A 15,900-nucleotide genomic window follows, 5' to 3' on the forward strand; every position below is an offset into this window, starting at 1 on the left:
CGGTGACCGGCCGCCGACATCGAACACGTGCCGCGGTCAGGCGATTGTCCGACCGCGCACGACCTCACACCCCACGGCAGCATCGGGATACACATCCGGCTTCATCGACCGGACCCGCACCTCGCGTACGCGGACGTCGCGGAGACAGAGCGACGCCACCGTATCGACCAGCGTTTCCTGCAAGTCGAACCCCGGCCCCTCGGCCAGAGCCTGGATACCGGTGCGGATGAAGTCGTAGTCGAGCACCTCGCCGATCCGGTCGCCGCTCGGCGGCGCGGCGTAATCGACCGTCATCCACACCGTCAGGCGGACGCGTTGCGGGACCGCTTCGTGCGGGTGGATGCCGAGCCGCATCGCGACCTCCAGCCCGTCGAGGATGATGGTGTATTCAGCCATCCCGGCCATCGAATATCACGTCGCCATCTCGTTTCACGAAGCGCTGACCGCAATCGACGTACAGCGTCTGGCCGGTGATGCTGCGCGCGCCCAGCAGGTAAACCACTGCCTCCGCGACGTTCGCCGCACCGACCGGGCGACGAAGGATGTTGTCGGAGGCGACGCGGGCGAACTCGGCCTCGCTCTGATCGCCGCTCGGCAAGGTGATGCCGGGAGCGATGGCGTTGACCCGCACGCGGGGCGCAAGTGCCTGCGCCAGCATCTCCGTCGCACCGGCGAGCGCGTATTTGCTGAGCGAATAGCTGAAGAAATCGGGATTGGGGTTGGCGAGCTTCTGGTCGAGCAGATTGACCACGGCGCCATCCTCGACATCGTCCTGCGCCGCCAGCGCCGCGGCGAGCATGGCGGGGGCAACGGTGTTGATCGCGTGCAGGCGAGCGGCGAGCGTGGCGTCGATCGCCTCCGGACGATCGTATTCGAACGCCGACGCGCTGTTGACCAGCGCGGTGATCGGGCCGCCAGCGGCTTCGCGCGCCCGTGCGAACACAGCGGGCGCGCCCGCCGCATCGGCGAGGTCACCCTGCACGATCGCGCCGCCGAGTTCCTCGGCCAAAGCCCGCGCAGCATCAGCCGACTGGCCGTAGTGGATCACCACGCGCCATCCGGCCCCCGCCGCCGTCCGCGCGATCGTGGCACCGAGCCGCCTTGCGCCGCCGGTCACCAGCACGGTGCGCATCAGCAACCCATCAGCGCGAGCACTTCCTTGCGGCTGCGCTCGTCGTCCCGAAACACGCCCATCATCCGGCTGGTGACCATCGACACACCGGGCGTACGGACGCCGCGCGCAGTCATGCAGGCGTGGCTCGCCTCGATCACGACGGCGACCCCCTGCGGCTTCAGATTGTCCCAGATGCAGTCGGCGACCTCGGCGGTCAGGCGCTCCTGCACCTGCAACCGGCGGGCGAAGCCATGCAGCACGCGCGCCAGCTTGCTGATCCCGACGACGTGGTTCTGCGGCAGGTAGGCGATATGCGCCTTGCCGATGATCGGCGCCATGTGATGTTCGCAATGCGACTGGAACGGGATGTCCTTCAGCAGCACGATCTCGTCATAGCCCCCCACCTCTTCGAACACGCGTTCGAGATGTTTGGCAGGATCGTCGCCATAGCCGGCGCAATATTCCTTCCACGCCTTCGCCACGCGACGCGGGGTGTCGATCAGCCCTTCGCGTGTGGGATCGTCGCCTGCCCATCGGATCAGCGTGGCGATGGCCGCGGCGACATCCGCGGGAATGGCGGCCGTGCCGCCGCCCTCGATCAGGTCGCCGTCGTCGGGCGTCGCAGTGCGATCAGCCATGTTTCGTCGTCTCCATCATGCTGCGCCGCAACCAACCGCAAGTTCGATTCTGCAACTCGTCCATCCCGTCAACTGACCGATATACCCGCGATCTACCAAGCAAATACCGGTTGACGCAGCATTTCAACAATCGTTAGCTTCGCCATACCCGAAACTGGAACTTTCGTATCGCAGGCGTCAGACCACGCGAACGGGACAGGGAGAGGATGCCACCATGAAGAAGTACGACCTGCTCGTCGCATCGGCACTCGTCATGCTGCCAGCGATTCCCGCCGCCGCGCAAAGCGCCACTACCACGTCCGCACAGACGACGGCACCCACCAACGGGCCGGACCAGGAATCGGGCCAGCCGGCGCGGCCGACCGACGCCAGCGATATCGTCGTCACCGCACAGCGGCAGTCGCAGCGATTGCAGGACGTGCCGATCGCGGTCAGCGCCTTCACCGCGGAAAATCTGGAGAAACAGCAGATCCTCAATCCGACGGCGTTGCAGCAGACGCTGCCCAACGTCACCTTCACCAAGACGAACTTTACCTCGTCCAGCTTCACGATCCGCGGCATCGGCGATCTGTGCGTCGGCGCGAGTTGCGACAGCGCGACCGCGATCCACGTCAACGACATGCCATTGGTGTCGACGCGGCTGTTCGAGAGCGAGTTCTTCGATCTGGAGCGCGTCGAGGTGCTGCGCGGACCGCAGGGAACGTTGTTCGGTCGCAACGCGACCTCGGGCGTCGTCAACTTCATCACCGCGAAGCCCGATCTTTCGGCAATTCACGCGGCGGGCGAGTTCGAATATGGCAATTTCGATTCGAAACGCGTGCGCGGCATGTTCAACTTGCCGATCGGCGACACGCTCGGCATCCGCGTCGCGGGCACCTATCTGAAGCGCGACGGCTATACGAAGAACCTGTTCGACGGCAGCCGGCTCGACGGGCGCGATCTGTATTCGCTCCGCGGCACGCTGTCGTGGGAGCCGACCAGCGACACGCGCATCGACCTGATCGGTTATTATTTCCACGAACGCGACGATCGCAGCCGGATCCAGAAGCAGCTATGCCATCGCGACCCCACCGGCGTCCTTGGCTGCCTGCCCGACCGGCTGGCGAACGAAACGACCAACGGCAATTCCACGCTGGCGACGATGTACAGTTCGCGCGAATTCTACGCATCCTCGCTCGGCGCGACCTTTGCGCAATATGCGCTGGCCAGCGTTTACGGGCCGGATACCTATGCCGGTGTGATCAACCCGGGCGACGTGCGGACGGTGAACGTCGACTACAGGCCGACGTATTTCAGCGAGGAAGAGCAATATACCGCCAAGATCTTCCACGATTTCGGGCCGGTATCGTTCAACTTCACCGGCGGCTATGCGCGCAATTCGGTGGATTCGACCACGGATTACAACCTTGCGGTGGAGAACCCACTCGGTGCGAACGTCGGTGCGCTGACGCTGATCGGCACCGCCGCTGCGCCCGGCGCGCTGTTCCCCGGCGGGATCAATCCTTTCACCGACGCCGTTGCGGCGCTGTTCCCCAATCGCAACACCGGCACCGTTTGCCAGTCCAATCCAGGACCAGGCAACGGCGTGTTCAGCGGTGATGCGTTGTGCGGGCCGCGCAGTCAGGACGTCGACCGCTCCAACGCGCGCAGCCGGCAATTTTCGGCAGAGGCGCACATCGACAGCAACTTCGACGGCATGTTCAACTTTCTGATCGGCGGCATCTACGTCGACCAGAAAATCCGCGACAACAGCTATTATGTTACCGCCTTCCCGCTCGATTACGGCGCGGCGGTGATCGGCGCGGCGAACGCGCTCGGCACCCGCGCCGCGGGAGGAACGATCCCCAACGTCTTCGCCTCGACGCCCTTCTACCGCAGCTTCACCGACCGCGTGCATCTCAAATCCTACGGTCTGTTCGGCGAAACCTATTTTGCGTTCAACGACCGGCTGAAGCTGACGCTCGGCCTGCGTTACAATCATGACGAAAAGGACGTTCGTGCCCGCACGTCGTTCATCTTCGATACCAAGACGCGGACGCTGGTCGACGCGAGCGGTACGACGCGACGCGATGCGGAGGGCAATGCGATTGCGGTATCGGCGGTATCGACCGCGCTCGTCTCATACGCCAATCCCGGCTCGCTGGAGAATGCGGTCAATTACGCGACGCTCGACTACGATCCGTTCACCACCGGTAATCAGCCGTTCGGGCTCGCCAACGTATCGTTCGGACGGCTGACCGGCCGCGCGGTGCTCGATTACCAGATCACCTCGGACAATCTGCTCTACGCGTCCTACTCGCGCGGCTACAAATCGGGCGGCGTCAATCCGCCGCTGTCGCCAGTGTTCGCTGTGCCGCAGGCGTTCGCGCCAGAAACGGTGGATTCGTTCGAGATCGGGTCGAAGAATTCGTTCCTGAACCGTACGTTGCAGCTCAATCTAACCGGCTTTTATTACAAGTACAAACGGTTGCAACTCAGCCGCATCGTCGCGCGCACGGCCGTAAACGACAACGTGAACGCTGACATCTATGGTATCGAGGCGGAGGCGATCGTCCGCCCGTCACGCGCCCTGGTGGTGAACATGAACTTCAGCTATTTGAAGTCGAAGATCACCAGCGACAAGTTCATCGGCAATCCGCAGGATCCCGCCAACGGCCGCACCGATACGGTGATCATCAAGGATATCACCAACGCGTCGAACTGTGCGGTGCGCCCGACGGTGGCAGGCAATGCCGCAGGTGCCAATGCCTTCGTCGGTGCGGTCAACAGTGCGTTCGGATTGCGTGCACCGGTCGGCGTGCCGAATACCGGCACGACGGGCGCCTTTTCGATCTGCGACGCGCTGGCGGCGGCATCGGCGGGTGCCCTCGCGGTGTACAATCCAGCGCTGGCAGCATTGCAGGGCCCGCTCAATGCCGCATTCGGCACCAACGGCGCGGGCGCGCTACCGTTCGTGGTCGACCGCAGCGGCGTGCTGGTCAACATTCGCGGCAACCAGCTGCCACAGGCACCGCGCTACAAATTCTCCGCCGGGGTACAATATACCGCGCAGTTCGGCGACGGGTACAGCATCGTGCCGCGGGTCGACCTCGCTTACACCGGCGAATTCTACGCCAGCATCTTCAACCGTGCCATCAACCGCGTGCAGGGCTATGAGGTCGTCAATGCGCAGGTGCAGTTCAACGCACCCGACGATCGTTTCTACGTCCGCGGCTTCGTGCAGAACCTGACGAAGAACAACGGCATCACCGGGCAATATGTCACCGACCAGTCGTCGGGCCTGTTCACCAACATCTTCACGATCGAGCCGCGCCGCTATGGCCTCGCCGCCGGGTTCAAATTCTGATCGGTGGAAGTCTTTGGCAGCGGTGCAACCGTTTGACGGGTCTGCGCGCTTTTCGCGCACGCACCTCAACGGGAGACGGATGATGGCAGAGCTCAAGGCCGGCGACAAAGTGACGTGGAAGAGCCACGGCGGCACCGCTCATGGCAAGGTCGAGAAGAAGCAGACGAGCGACACGCATATCAAGGGCCATACGGTCAGGGCATCGAAGGACGATCCGCAATACATCGTAGAGAGTGACAACGGTGGAAAGGCGGCGCACAAGGCGGGCGCGCTCAAGAAGGCGTGATTTTCAAGCGTCCGGTATGGACCGGACGCCAGCAGGAAGGAATGCGATGGCTACGACTACCAAGACCGGCGGCATCCACGCCCCCGTTCAGCCCTCCGAGGAACTGGGCGCGATCGTCGGCAACGAGAAGCTGCCGCGCAGCCAGGTGATCAGCAAGGTGTGGGAATACATCAAGTCCAACAACCTGCAGAACCCCGAGAACAAGCGCGAAATTCTCGCCGACGAAAAGCTGAAGAAGGTTTTCGGTCGCGACAAGTGCACCATGTTCGAGATGAACAAGTACATTTCGCAGCATGTGAAGGCCTGAGCCCGATCGATATCCCATCGGGAGCATCGCGCCGTCCGGACGCCGGTGCTCCCGAAAGGATATGTCGATAAGCGTTAGATGGCGATAGCGTTCGCCAATCCGTACCGTCAGCGTCCGCGCGCACCGACAAAGGGCAGGATGACGATCGAGACCATGATCATCGTCACACCGGCGGCGACGTAGATCCAGAACGACAGCGGCTTCATGCCCGCCGCGCTTGCGACGTAACAGCCGCGCCATGATCGTTCATAACCGAACATCCCGTCGACCAACACCGACTGCATCTTAGCAGCGCTATGTTGCGGGCCTCTTTCACATTGACGGGGTGGCACGGCGGGAGCAGCGGGGGGAGACCCGGAACCGCCGTACCATCCGCTATGTGGGCTTGACCTATAGGTAAGGCAAGTGCCGCGCCGGGATAGATTTGCAGGGGCATGCCTGCGCCCGGATGTGGTGCCGCGGCGGGATCGTGTGACGAGCACGAATTTCTGTTTCCCGCCGCGACGGTTTCATAACGCATCGGCAACGCTTTTCGTCCAGTCCCAGCGGCCGCAAAATAGGACGATGAGAGAAACACCGCAGACGTACGGGCGTCGTAAGGATCATGAGACGCGTTCGGCAGGAGTGATCGTGTCCCTCCCACTCGCGCAATTCTGCCCTCGCGAAGCCGGACGCGGCCGAGAAGCTGACGGGAGAAAGGCCGGTGGTGTCCCTGATCGGAGAGCCTATCGCTGATCCGATCGACGTCAACGCGCTGCTTCACGACTGCCAACGACTTCATCGGCAGTCAGAAAACGTGGTGACCCCGGCGCGATTCGAACGCGCGACCTACAGATTAGGAATCTGGCGCTCTATCCTGCTGAGCTACGGGGCCGTCGACCCGAATGATACCGGGCGGTGCCAAGCGGGTCTAGGCCGGATCGACATTCGTCACCGGAGATCGATGCGTCGCATTCCTTAAAAGCGGCCTCGAACCTCTCTGCCCGTCACCAAACGAGGCTGCCGGCCAAACGATCTTCAGTTCGCCTTTTCGGGCGGCACCACCGGCAACGGCAATGGCGCGACCGGAACGCCATCGTCGATCAGCGCCTTCGCCTCGGCAAGGCTGGCCTGACCGTGGATCGGCTTGGTGGCCTCGTCGCCCGCATGCATAGCGCGGGCCTGGGCCGCGAAACCGGTGCCGACCCACGTCGATCCCTCCAGCGCCTTCGCCTGCCCTGCTGCAAGCATGCGCAACGCCTGCTTGACCACTGCCGGTGACGGCGGTTCGCTGCGCCGGTTGCCCTTAGCCGGTATGCCGGGCGCCATCGCCGCCTTGACGACCTCGGGGTTGCCACACATCGGGCAGGCGACCTGACCGGCGGCCGATTGCGCTTCGTAATCGGCACTCGATCCGAACCACGCCTCGAATACGTGGCCGCCGCCGCAGCGCAGGTCAAACACGATCATACGTGCGTGATCGGCGGGATCGTGCGGCGATGCGACAGGACGGGAATACGCGACCGGACATCGGCGACGCGCTCCGGATCGATCTCGGCGAATCCCAGCCCGCGCGCGTCGCCCATATCGAGCAGCACCTCGCCCCAGGGATCGACGACCAGCGAATGCCCATAGGTCAGACGGCCGTCCTCATGCGCCCCGGCCTGCGCCGCCGCCACGACGAAGCAGCCGGTTTCAACCGCGCGCGCACGCAGCAGGACGTGCCAGTGCGCCGATCCGGTCGGGCGGGTGAAGGCCGCGGGAATCGACAACACCTGTGCTCCAGCCGCCGCGAGCCCAGCGTACAACGCCGGGAACCGAAGATCGTAGCAGATCGACAATCCCGTTGCCCCGACCGGCGTATCGGCGACGATCGCCGCCTCACCGGGAGCATAGGCCGCCGATTCACGCCAGCTTTCGCCCGTGGGCAAATCGACGTCGAACAGGTGCATCTTGTCGTAACGTGCCCGGATGGCGCCTGTCGCATCGATCACGAAGCTGCGATTGGCCCAGCGCCCGTCCTCACGCCGGATCGCCAGCGATCCCAGCTGGACCCATATCCCGGCCCTGGCGGCGGCATCACGGACGCTCGCGAGCACGGGGTCATCCGCCTCTGCGTGGATCGATGCGGCGGCGCGCCCGCGATCGCGATCGATCAGGCCCGCCATCTCCGGCGCGAACGCCATGACCGCGCCATTGGCGGCGGCAGCGGCGATGCCGTGACGCAAATCCGCGGCATTGACGGCGGTATCGATCCCGCTCGTCATCTGCAGCAGCGCGATCCTCATACGGCGAGCAGCGGGTCGAGCTCCCCACGCGCGTCCAGCGCCGCAAGATCGTCGGATCCGCCGATATGCCGACCGTCGATGAACACCTGCGGCACCGTCGTGCGGCCGTCCGCCCGCTGGATCATCTCCTGCCGCTGGGCGCCGCCCATCGTGATGTCGTATTCCTGCGGCGTCACGCCCTTCGAGCCCAGCAACCGCATCGCCCGCGAGCAATAGGGACAGAACGCCTTGGTGTAGATTTCGACCTTTGCCATAACCACGAGGTGTGGGTTCGCACCCCTCTTGTCAATCGCCCGGGGTGTCGTCCGCGATGACCCGCGCCCAGCACAGGATCGTGACCGACACCGCGCCCGCTGCGATCAATGCACGGGTGCAGGCAGCTGTGGTCGAGCCGCTGGTGTACACATCGTCGACCAGACCGATCGCCTTGCCAGCGACGCGGCTACGATCCGGCACCGCGAAGGCGCCGCTGACCGCCCGACGTCGCCCGCGCCTGCCGAGACCGCGCAACACGATCGTCTGCCGCCGCCGGACGAGAGCGAAGGGATCGTGCGCCACGCCGCATCGGCGATGCAGCGCATCCCCGATCAGTCCCGCCTGATTGAACCCGCGCGACCACAGGCGCCAGCGATGCAGCGGCACCGGCACCAGCAGATCGAGTCCCGGCGGTACGACGACGGCGATCCGCGCCGCCATCGTATCCGCGATGCCGATGCGCCGACCGTATTTCAGCTGCAAGGCGAGCTGCCGCGCGACCGCACCATAAGCGACGGCGGCGCGCACGCCCGCGTGACGCGGCGGATCGGCCAGGCACGGCCCGCACATCGCACCCTGCCCCCGATCATAATCGAACGGCAGATTGCATCCGGCGCACCACGGCGGGCCGATCAGATGCAGGCCCGCCCAGCACGATGCGCAGAACCGGTGATCCGCCGCGACGGGCGTTCCGCAACCGGGGCAACGGGGTGGCAGCGCCAGCGCAACGATCGACGCCCCCGCCCGCGCGACCAATCTGCCCAGCGATGCGACGTACGGTCCCATGGCCGCTTGTCGCGCGCAGTCGCAGCGGGCACAAGCCGCCGCGTGAGCGCACCCGACATCTTCGACCGCGTGGCCCGCAGGCTGCGCCGTGACCGCGCTGCGGCGCATGACTATGCCGCGCACGCGTTCCTGCGTGACGTTATGGTCGAGGGCATTCTGGAACGGTTGGATGCCGTGAAACGCGATTTCACCGATATTCTCGATCTGGGTGCCCCCGATGCCGGGATCGCAGTACCGAATGCACGCATCGCCCGCGCCGATCCGGGTTTCCGCTTCGCGCAGCGCACGGGCGGAGTCCAGGTGGATGAGGATCGTCTGCCCTTTGCGGACGGCAGCTTCGACGGTGTTCTGAGCGCGGGCGTTTTGGATCAGGTCAACGATCTGCCCGGCGCTTTGTCGCTGATCCGCCGTACGTTGCGCCCGGATGGCCTGTTCCTGGGTGCCTTTCTGGGGGCGGGCAGCTTGCCCGCATTACGGGCGTCGCTGCGCACGGCGGAAGGCGACCGGCCGGCCGCGCGTCTTCACCCGCAGATCGACGTCCGCTCGGCTGGCGACCTGCTGGTGCGCGCCGGTTTTTCGCTGCCGGTGGCCGATATCGAAACGTTCGACGTGCGCTATGCCAGCTTCGGCCGGTTGCTCGACGATTTGCGTGGAATGGCCGCCAGCAACGTGCTGGTCGATCGTGTGGCGATGTCGCGCGAGACACTGGCGCGCGCCGCCGCCGCCTTCGCTGCGGCCGCCGCTCCGGACGGGCGAACCACCGAACGGTTCGTCATCGTGTTCCTGACCGGCTGGGCGCCCGATGCCTCCCAGCCGAAACCGGCGCGCCGGGGCAGCGCAACCGCGTCGCTCGCCGCCGCCCTGAAGCCGGGCGGCTGATCCTCAGACGATCATACCGCCATCGGCGTCACGCGCGAGAATCCGGCCCATCGCCTCGAACAGGGCATCCATCGCTACCGGCTTGAACAGCACCTCGTCGGCACCCGCAGCGATACAGCGCTCGCGCAAGTCCAGCGCCGTATCCGCGGTGATGACGATGATCGGGACGTTCGCCTTCGCATCGCCGCGCGCCCGGATGTGTTCGATCGCCGTAATGCCATCCATCCCCGGCATGCGCAGATCGACCAGCAACATGTCGAACGTTTGGGTATCGAGTGCCGCCAGCCCGGCTTCGGCACTTTCCGCCTCCGCCATCGTAGCCCCGGCGACATCGAGCATATCCCGCACGACGCGCCGGTTCATCCGGTCGTCCTCGATGAACAACACGTTCATTGCGAGGACATCAGCATGGTCGGCGGTTTGTAGGACATGGTCCTGCGTCTACGCTTCATGCCGCCTGCGACACAAGTGTTGCGTCACCCTCAGGATAAACGAATGCGACCAATGACATGCCACTGACCGGCTTGATAACGTTGGTAAATCGATGAGTTACCGTCTTCGAGCGGCGCATGCCGTCGTCGCCTGCGGGCCACAAAATCACGGTCCGCGCATCTCCCGCCAAAGCCGTCAATTCGTTCAGCCAGGCCTCGCCAACATCGCGATCCGCATCGATCGGCGGGGCGACCGACGCATCGACGACGATCCGACCAATGCCTCCACGGCCCAACGCAATCACGGCGTCGTCCCAGGTGCCAGCCAGCGCGATGGCATCTGCATGCGGCGACAGTAAGGTCTTGAGCATGTTGCGCGTGATCGGATTGCGATCGACGATCAGCAACGACGGCACGGCGGCATCGGCGCAGTCCGCCCCCGCCCCCACCATCGCATCGGTCCGAACGAGCGGCAGATCGACCACGAACCGCGACCCTTCGCCCGGCACGCTTTCGACCGCCACGTCACCGTCCATCGCCCGTGCAAGATTGCGACAGATCGCGAGACCCAGGCCGGTGCCGCCGAACCGGCGCGTGGTGCTGGTGTCGGCCTGTTTGAACGATTCGAAAATCTCGTCGCATTTGTCCGGCGCAATGCCGACGCCGGTATCAGCGATCACGATGCGCAGCCGTTCGTCCCCGGTCGCAGCGACATCCAGCACGACGCTGCCGCTGGCGGTGAACTTCAGCGCATTGGACATCAGGTTGAAGACGATCTGCCGCAGGCGTGCCGCGTCGCCGACGATCATGGCCGGACAATCATCCAGATTGCGGCGGAAGTGCAGCCCCTTCGCGTGCGCCTGATCGTCCCACAGGCGTGTCGATTCCGCCAGCATCGCACGCAGATCGAACGGTGCTGCCTCGATGACCAGATGACCGGTTTCCATCTTGGCGACGTCGAGAATATCGTCGACCAACGCCCGCATCGTCATGCCGGCGCTGTGCACCACCGTCAGCCGATCACGCGTCGAACCCGCGACATTGCCGTCGGCGAGCATCACCTGCGTCATGCCGAGGATGCCGTTCAGTGGCGTGCGGATTTCATGACTGGTCGTGGCGAGGAATTCGGTCTTTGCCGCCAGCGCCTTGCCGAGCGCGGTGTTGGTGATCGCCAGATCGGCGTTGGCGGCACGCACATGATTGCGACTGCGGCGAATGGTGATGAGGCCGAATGCCAGCAACGCGACGACGATCGCCGTGGCGACCGCGGCGCCAAGGAAGATATCGCGCTGCGTCCGTGCGCGTGCCTGTGCGAACGCGGCGTTGCGGCGGGCCTCGTCACGCTGCAAGCTCGTGATCTTCAATTCCTGATTGGCGAAGTCGAACCGCGCCGCCATCAGCGCCGCTCCGGTCGAACGTGCCAGCGCCGTCGCCTCGTCGTCGAGGCGCTTCAACGCGACGAGGTGCCGCAGCGCAAGGTCGTGCTCGCCGTTCGCGCGGTAGATCGTATAGGCGGTGCGATGCGCCTCGCGATCGATCAGCGTCGTCCTGGCAAGGTCTTCGCCTGCGAACCGCTCGCCGATCAACGTCGTCGCTCTGGCGATGTCTCCGCGCTGGAACGCGGCCTGCGCTGCGAGCGCGACAAGCAGCTTGCGGTAGCCCGCACCTTCGCCGCGCGTCGATAGCCGCAGCCCCTCGTCGATCGCCCGCTGCGCACCGGCGACATCCTTGCCCAGCAGTCGCGCCTCGGCGATGTTGCCCAGCACCAGCACGCGCAGCAACGGACTGTCCATGCGCTCGGTCAGCGTCAACGCCTGTCGGAACTGCGCCTCCGCGGCATGGAAGCGCCCCAGATCCTTCAGCGCATTGCCGCGGTTGTTGTACACCGATAGCGCAAGCTTCGGGTCCGACTTGTAAAGGGCCAGCGCCTGATCGAAATACTTCAACGCTTTCGCATAATCGTTCGCGCTGTTGTACAACGATCCGATCGATTGCAGCGCCTTGGACTGGCTGCGCAGATCGCCGAGTTTTCGAAAGATATCATAGGCGCGCTGATAGTCGTTCAGCGCAGCGGCGACGTTGGCCTGTACGGTGTTGATCCAGGCGCTCGCCAGCAGCGCATCGCCATGAAGCTGCGATCCGGGTGCCACGCGCGACGACACCTGCACCGCGCGCGTGATCAGCGGATCGGCGCCGGGCACGTCGTTCAGCCGCATCAGCGCCTCGCCCCGCAGCCATACCGCCGTCGCCTGCATGACAGCGCGATCTCTGGACTTGGGTTCGCGACTGGCAAGGCGTTCCGCAGCCAGCGCCTTGGCGACCGTCACGTGCGGATCGGTCAGCATCGCCGTCTTCGCTTCGGCCGCAAGCCGATCGAACTGGCGCTCGATCGGCGCGGCGTGAGCGGAACTGATCAACCCGGCAAGGCATAGCAGCCAGACCGCGGCGAACCGGACGAGCGGCGTCACCGGCATGCGCATTCAGGCCTGACGCCGGGACGCGGCGAAACCACCGAAACCGGCCAACGGATCGGGCGCCGGCACGCGATGCCGCCCCTCGTCGAGATACTGGATCAGCGATGGAAGCACGACCGGACGGCTGATCAGGAACCCTTGCACCATGTCGCAGCCCATGACCGTCAGCAACGCGAGTGCCGCATGGGTTTCCACACCCTCCGCGACGACCTCCATCTCCAGTGCATGCGCCAGATCGATCGTCGACCGCACGATCAACGGGTCGCGGTTCGAACTGGTCAGCTGCGTGACGAATAGCTTGTCGATTTTCAACTCGCGCGCCGGCAGCTGCTTCAGATACGCCAGCGACGACAGACCGGCACCGTAATCGTCGATGGCGATGGTGATGCCGAAATCGGCGAATATCTGAAGATTGGCGATCGCACTCGCCGGATCGCGAATGACCGATGTCTCGGTGATCTCGAAACCCAGTTTGGCATCGCTGCCACCGACGAGCGCACACGCCTCGCGCACGAAGGCGGTGTCGGCAAGCAATTGCCCCGCAATGTTGATGAACAACCGCAGGTCATGCCCACGCGCGGCCAGATCGCGCTGGTCGGCGATGGCGCGGCGGATCGTCCACAGCGTCATCCGATCGATCAGATGGCACTCCTCGGCCACCGGAATGAAGTCGTTCGGCATCACCAGTCCCCGGGTCGGATGACGCCAGCGTACCAATGCCTCGGCACTGGTTATCTCCTGCCGGCGAACATGCACCTTGGGTTGGTAATGCAGAACCAGTTCGTCTCGATCGATCGCCTGATCGAGCTCCCGCGCGAGCCGCAGCGTATCGCTGGCGGTGCGCGGCGCGACTGCATGGGTGACGGCACGATATGCCGTCCGTGCCTCTGCCAGAGCCGCCTCGGCCTGTTCGACCATCGCAACCTCGTCGACGTTCGCGGCGGGCGCGCTTGCGCCACCGAACGTGAGCAGGATCGTGACCGACTGATCGTCGAGCGTGAAGGGCCGCTCGAATGCCTTGTCGAGAGCGACGATGTGCCCGTCCATCGCATCGCCGCGCGAACCGCGGAAACCGCAGGCGATCTGCGTTCGGCCGATGATCGCGACGCTGGCGGTCGGCATCACCCTGCCGATTCGCTCCGATGCCAGTCCGGCGAGCAGATCGGCCCGCTGGCAACCGAGCTGTCGACGCAGATCCCCGAAGTTCGCGATCTCCACCAGCAGTTGGAAACGGAAGGGCTCGCCCGTGGCGACTGCAGCCGTGCCCCCGCCGAACGGGGCCAGTTTATCCACGGATTCCGGGCGATGCGCGACGGTCATGACCGGATCGAGCTACCGGACAGGGTTGAAGATTGGATTAACCGGCGGGGCTCCGGCGGCCCCATGCAATCCCGATTGTCGAATGCTTAACGACCTGTTAAGATTAACACGCATCCTCGAGATGCCAAAACAAGGGAGATAAGCATGTTGGAACTGTTCCTGGCGTTCGTCTCGGCCCTGTCGGTTGACATCAAGCCCTGGTAAATCGCTTACCCGGCTCGGGTGCCTCGGCCGACGTCAATTTGGCGTCACCGGACAGGCCCCCGAGCCGATCCTTACGGCATTTGCAGTGACATCATGCGGCGAATTCGCCGGGCGCTCGTGTCGTCTTCGGTTCGGGATTTCCGAACACCATGTCGTCGTCCACCGAACCCAGCCGTAACGCGAGCACGTCGAGCGCGTAATTCTGGTTGAGTTTCCACGGCTTGCGCGAACCCTGCCGGGGCAGCTTATGCTCGGCACGCTGGATATAGCCGGACGTGAAGTCGACGAACGGCTCCGTCGCCATCGCAACATCGCCGTTGTGCGGCATAGCCTGCCGCAGGCCACGCTTCTTCATCGTGTTGAGCAGGCGACAGACATACATTGCCACCAGATCTGCCTTCAGCGTCCACGATGCGTTGGTATAGCCGAACGTATAGGCGAGGTTCGGCACGTCCGAAAACATCATCCCCTTGTATTGTAGCGCTTTGCTGAGATCGATTGGTGCATTGTCCTTGCTGAAGCGCACGTCGCTGAGCAGCTGTAGTTCGAGCCCGGTCGCCGTCACGATGATGTCGGCGGGCAGTTCTTCACCGGAATGCAACCGGACGCCATGCTCGGTGAAGCTCTCGATCGTTCCGGTTGCGACCGACGCATCACCGGCCTTGATGCTCTTGAAGAGGTCCGCGTCCGGCACCAGACACAGCCGCTGGTCCCAGGGATTGTAGCGCGGGGTGAAGTGCGTATCGACATCGTACTCAGGCCCAAGATGTTCGCGCACCATTCCGATCAGGCGGGCCTTGAACTTTTCGGGGTGCTTTTTTGCGATGCGATAGAAGAACATGCTCATCAGCACGTTCTTCCAGCGTGTGACCCCGTAAGCGACCTTGCCGGGCAGCTTGGTCCGTAGCCAGTTGGCGATACGATCTTCCGCCGGTCGCGAAACGACATAGGTCGGCGAGCGCTGCAACATCGTCACGTGCGCCGCCGTCCTGGCCATTTCCGGCACGAGCGTCACCGCGGTCGCGCCGCTGCCGATCACGACGACGCGCTTGCCTGCATAGTCCAGGTCTTCGGGCCAGAGCTGTGGATGGACGATGCGTCCGCCGAACCGCTCCGCCCCGGTGAATTCCGGCGTGTAGCCTTTAGCGTAATTATAATAGCCCGAACACATGCACAGGAAGTTGCAGGTGAACGTCAGGGGCTCGCCGTGTTCGCCCGTCGCCCGGACGGTCCACAGCGCCTCGTCCGTCGACCAGCTCGCTTCGGTGACGTGGTGGCGAAACCGGATGTGGCGATCGATCCCATAGGTGTTCGCCGTCTCTTCGACATAGGCGCGGATCGACGGACCATCGGCGATCGACCTGGCGCTCGTCCACGGGTGGAACGAGAAGCCCAGCGTATGCATATCGCTGTCCGACCGGATACCCGGATACCGAAACAGGTCCCATGTGCCGCCGAGCGCCGCCCGCCCCTCAAGGATCACATATCTGCGTTCGGGGCAGCGGGTCTGCAGGTGATAACCTTGCCCGATCCCGGATATTCCGGCTCCCACCACGACCACATCGAAATGTTCGGCCATCAGCCTCTCCACCA

At 64.4% G+C, this 15,900-nt stretch carries 16 protein-coding genes and 1 tRNA gene; 4 read left to right on the plus strand and 13 right to left on the minus strand.

The window, feature by feature from the left end; genetic code table 11:
- Positions 1-36 precede the first annotated feature (36 nt).
- From NF699_05740 to folE, 3 genes are read right to left on the minus strand one after another with little or no spacing between them, the layout of a single operon-like run.
- Complete coding sequence (locus NF699_05740; protein ID USU06172.1) at positions 37-396, minus strand: dihydroneopterin aldolase; 360 nt, start codon at positions 394-396, stop codon at positions 37-39.
- Entirely contained in the window at positions 389-1,132 is a 744-nt protein-coding gene (locus tag NF699_05745) for an SDR family oxidoreductase (GenBank protein ID USU06173.1), read from the minus strand. Before NF699_05745 ends, NF699_05740 begins: the two co-directional genes overlap by 8 nt.
- On the minus strand, positions 1,132-1,752 hold the full coding sequence (gene folE / locus NF699_05750; GenBank protein USU06174.1) for a GTP cyclohydrolase I FolE: 621 nt from the start codon (positions 1,750-1,752) through the stop codon (positions 1,132-1,134). The genes NF699_05745 and folE overlap by 1 nt, the downstream gene beginning before the upstream one ends.
- A 214-nt stretch (positions 1,753-1,966) precedes the next feature.
- On the opposite strand from folE, the gene NF699_05755 reads away from it, so the two are divergent.
- From NF699_05755 to NF699_05765, 3 genes are all read left to right on the plus strand, one after another.
- Positions 1,967-5,098 carry a TonB-dependent receptor gene (locus NF699_05755; protein ID USU06175.1) on the plus strand — a complete coding sequence of 1,044 codons (3,132 nt, stop codon included), beginning with the start codon at positions 1,967-1,969 and terminating at the stop codon, positions 5,096-5,098.
- 82 nt (positions 5,099-5,180) lie between these two features.
- Entirely contained in the window at positions 5,181-5,384 is a 204-nt protein-coding gene (locus NF699_05760; protein USU06176.1) for a DUF2945 domain-containing protein, read from the plus strand.
- A 46-nt stretch (positions 5,385-5,430) separates the two neighbouring features.
- Positions 5,431-5,691 carry an SWIB/MDM2 domain-containing protein gene (locus NF699_05765; protein ID USU06177.1) on the plus strand — a complete coding sequence of 87 codons (261 nt, stop codon included), beginning with the start codon at positions 5,431-5,433 and terminating at the stop codon, positions 5,689-5,691.
- 107 nt (positions 5,692-5,798) lie between these two features.
- Here NF699_05765 and NF699_05770 read toward each other — a convergent pair whose 3' ends face one another.
- The 6 genes from NF699_05770 to NF699_05795 all read right to left on the minus strand — a co-directional run bounded on the left by NF699_05770 (position 5,799) and on the right by NF699_05795 (position 8,999).
- The gene (locus NF699_05770) at positions 5,799-5,975 is read right to left on the minus strand and encodes a hypothetical protein (GenBank protein ID USU06178.1); all 177 of its coding nucleotides are present in this window, start codon (positions 5,973-5,975) and stop codon (positions 5,799-5,801) included.
- Positions 5,976-6,488: 513 nt separating this feature from the next.
- Positions 6,489-6,565, minus strand: a tRNA-Arg gene (locus tag NF699_05775).
- Between the two features lie 143 nt (positions 6,566-6,708).
- Positions 6,709-7,140: a DUF1178 family protein gene (locus tag NF699_05780; GenBank protein USU06179.1), complete on the minus strand. Its 432-nt coding sequence runs from the start codon at positions 7,138-7,140 to the stop codon at positions 6,709-6,711.
- Entirely contained in the window at positions 7,137-7,958 is an 822-nt protein-coding gene (locus NF699_05785; GenBank protein ID USU06180.1) for a carbon-nitrogen hydrolase family protein, read from the minus strand. The genes NF699_05780 and NF699_05785 overlap by 4 nt, the downstream gene beginning before the upstream one ends.
- Positions 7,955-8,212 carry a glutaredoxin 3 gene (gene grxC / locus NF699_05790; protein USU06181.1) on the minus strand — a complete coding sequence of 86 codons (258 nt, stop codon included), beginning with the start codon at positions 8,210-8,212 and terminating at the stop codon, positions 7,955-7,957. Before grxC ends, NF699_05785 begins: the two co-directional genes overlap by 4 nt.
- 31 nt (positions 8,213-8,243) lie before the next feature.
- Positions 8,244-8,999: a ComF family protein gene (locus tag NF699_05795; protein ID USU06182.1), complete on the minus strand. Its 756-nt coding sequence runs from the start codon at positions 8,997-8,999 to the stop codon at positions 8,244-8,246.
- Between the two features lie 42 nt (positions 9,000-9,041).
- On the opposite strand from NF699_05795, the gene NF699_05800 reads away from it, so the two are divergent.
- Positions 9,042-9,878, plus strand: a complete 837-nt coding sequence (locus NF699_05800) for a class I SAM-dependent methyltransferase (GenBank protein USU06183.1) — start codon at positions 9,042-9,044, stop codon at positions 9,876-9,878.
- A 3-nt stretch (positions 9,879-9,881) separates the two neighbouring features.
- On the opposite strand, the gene NF699_05805 is transcribed toward NF699_05800, so the two are convergent.
- The 4 genes from NF699_05805 to NF699_05820 all read right to left on the minus strand — a co-directional run bounded on the left by NF699_05805 (position 9,882) and on the right by NF699_05820 (position 15,886).
- Positions 9,882-10,271, minus strand: coding sequence for a response regulator (locus NF699_05805; protein ID USU06184.1), 390 nt, complete (start codon positions 10,269-10,271; stop codon positions 9,882-9,884).
- Between the two features lie 55 nt (positions 10,272-10,326).
- Positions 10,327-12,777 (minus strand): ATP-binding protein, encoded by a 2,451-nt coding sequence (locus tag NF699_05810; GenBank protein USU06185.1) that lies wholly within the window; start codon positions 12,775-12,777, stop codon positions 10,327-10,329.
- A 12-nt stretch (positions 12,778-12,789) separates the two neighbouring features.
- Positions 12,790-14,076, minus strand: coding sequence for an EAL domain-containing protein (locus NF699_05815; GenBank protein USU06186.1), 1,287 nt, complete (start codon positions 14,074-14,076; stop codon positions 12,790-12,792).
- Positions 14,077-14,398: 322 nt separating this feature from the next.
- The gene (locus NF699_05820; GenBank protein USU06187.1) at positions 14,399-15,886 is read right to left on the minus strand and encodes an NAD(P)/FAD-dependent oxidoreductase; all 1,488 of its coding nucleotides are present in this window, start codon (positions 15,884-15,886) and stop codon (positions 14,399-14,401) included.
- Positions 15,887-15,900 lie beyond the last annotated feature (14 nt).

The organism is Sphingomonadaceae bacterium OTU29LAMAA1 (assembly GCA_024072375.1).
In the GTDB taxonomy this organism is placed as follows: domain Bacteria; phylum Pseudomonadota; class Alphaproteobacteria; order Sphingomonadales; family Sphingomonadaceae; genus Sphingomonas.

What these genes read in the sequence shown, in the direction of transcription:
- NF699_05765 (USU06177.1), top strand. Translation starts at nt 5,431, where the DNA reads ATGGCTACGACTACCAAGACCGGCGGCATCCACGCCCCCGTTCAGCCC.
- NF699_05780 (USU06179.1), bottom strand. Translation starts at nt 7,140, where the DNA reads ATGATCGTGTTTGACCTGCGCTGCGGCGGCGGCCACGTATTCGAGGCG.
- NF699_05745 (USU06173.1), bottom strand. Translation starts at nt 1,132, where the DNA reads ATGCGCACCGTGCTGGTGACCGGCGGCGCAAGGCGGCTCGGTGCCACG.
- NF699_05770 (USU06178.1), bottom strand. Translation starts at nt 5,975, where the DNA reads ATGCAGTCGGTGTTGGTCGACGGGATGTTCGGTTATGAACGATCATGG.
- grxC (USU06181.1), bottom strand. Translation starts at nt 8,212, where the DNA reads ATGGCAAAGGTCGAAATCTACACCAAGGCGTTCTGTCCCTATTGCTCG.
- NF699_05740 (USU06172.1), bottom strand. Translation starts at nt 396, where the DNA reads ATGGCTGAATACACCATCATCCTCGACGGGCTGGAGGTCGCGATGCGG.
- NF699_05805 (USU06184.1), bottom strand. Translation starts at nt 10,271, where the DNA reads ATGAACGTGTTGTTCATCGAGGACGACCGGATGAACCGGCGCGTCGTG.
- NF699_05760 (USU06176.1), top strand. Translation starts at nt 5,181, where the DNA reads ATGGCAGAGCTCAAGGCCGGCGACAAAGTGACGTGGAAGAGCCACGGC.
- folE (USU06174.1), bottom strand. Translation starts at nt 1,752, where the DNA reads ATGGCTGATCGCACTGCGACGCCCGACGACGGCGACCTGATCGAGGGC.
- NF699_05785 (USU06180.1), bottom strand. Translation starts at nt 7,958, where the DNA reads ATGAGGATCGCGCTGCTGCAGATGACGAGCGGGATCGATACCGCCGTC.
- NF699_05820 (USU06187.1), bottom strand. Translation starts at nt 15,886, where the DNA reads ATGGCCGAACATTTCGATGTGGTCGTGGTGGGAGCCGGAATATCCGGG.
- NF699_05795 (USU06182.1), bottom strand. Translation starts at nt 8,999, where the DNA reads ATGGGACCGTACGTCGCATCGCTGGGCAGATTGGTCGCGCGGGCGGGG.
- NF699_05755 (USU06175.1), top strand. Translation starts at nt 1,967, where the DNA reads ATGAAGAAGTACGACCTGCTCGTCGCATCGGCACTCGTCATGCTGCCA.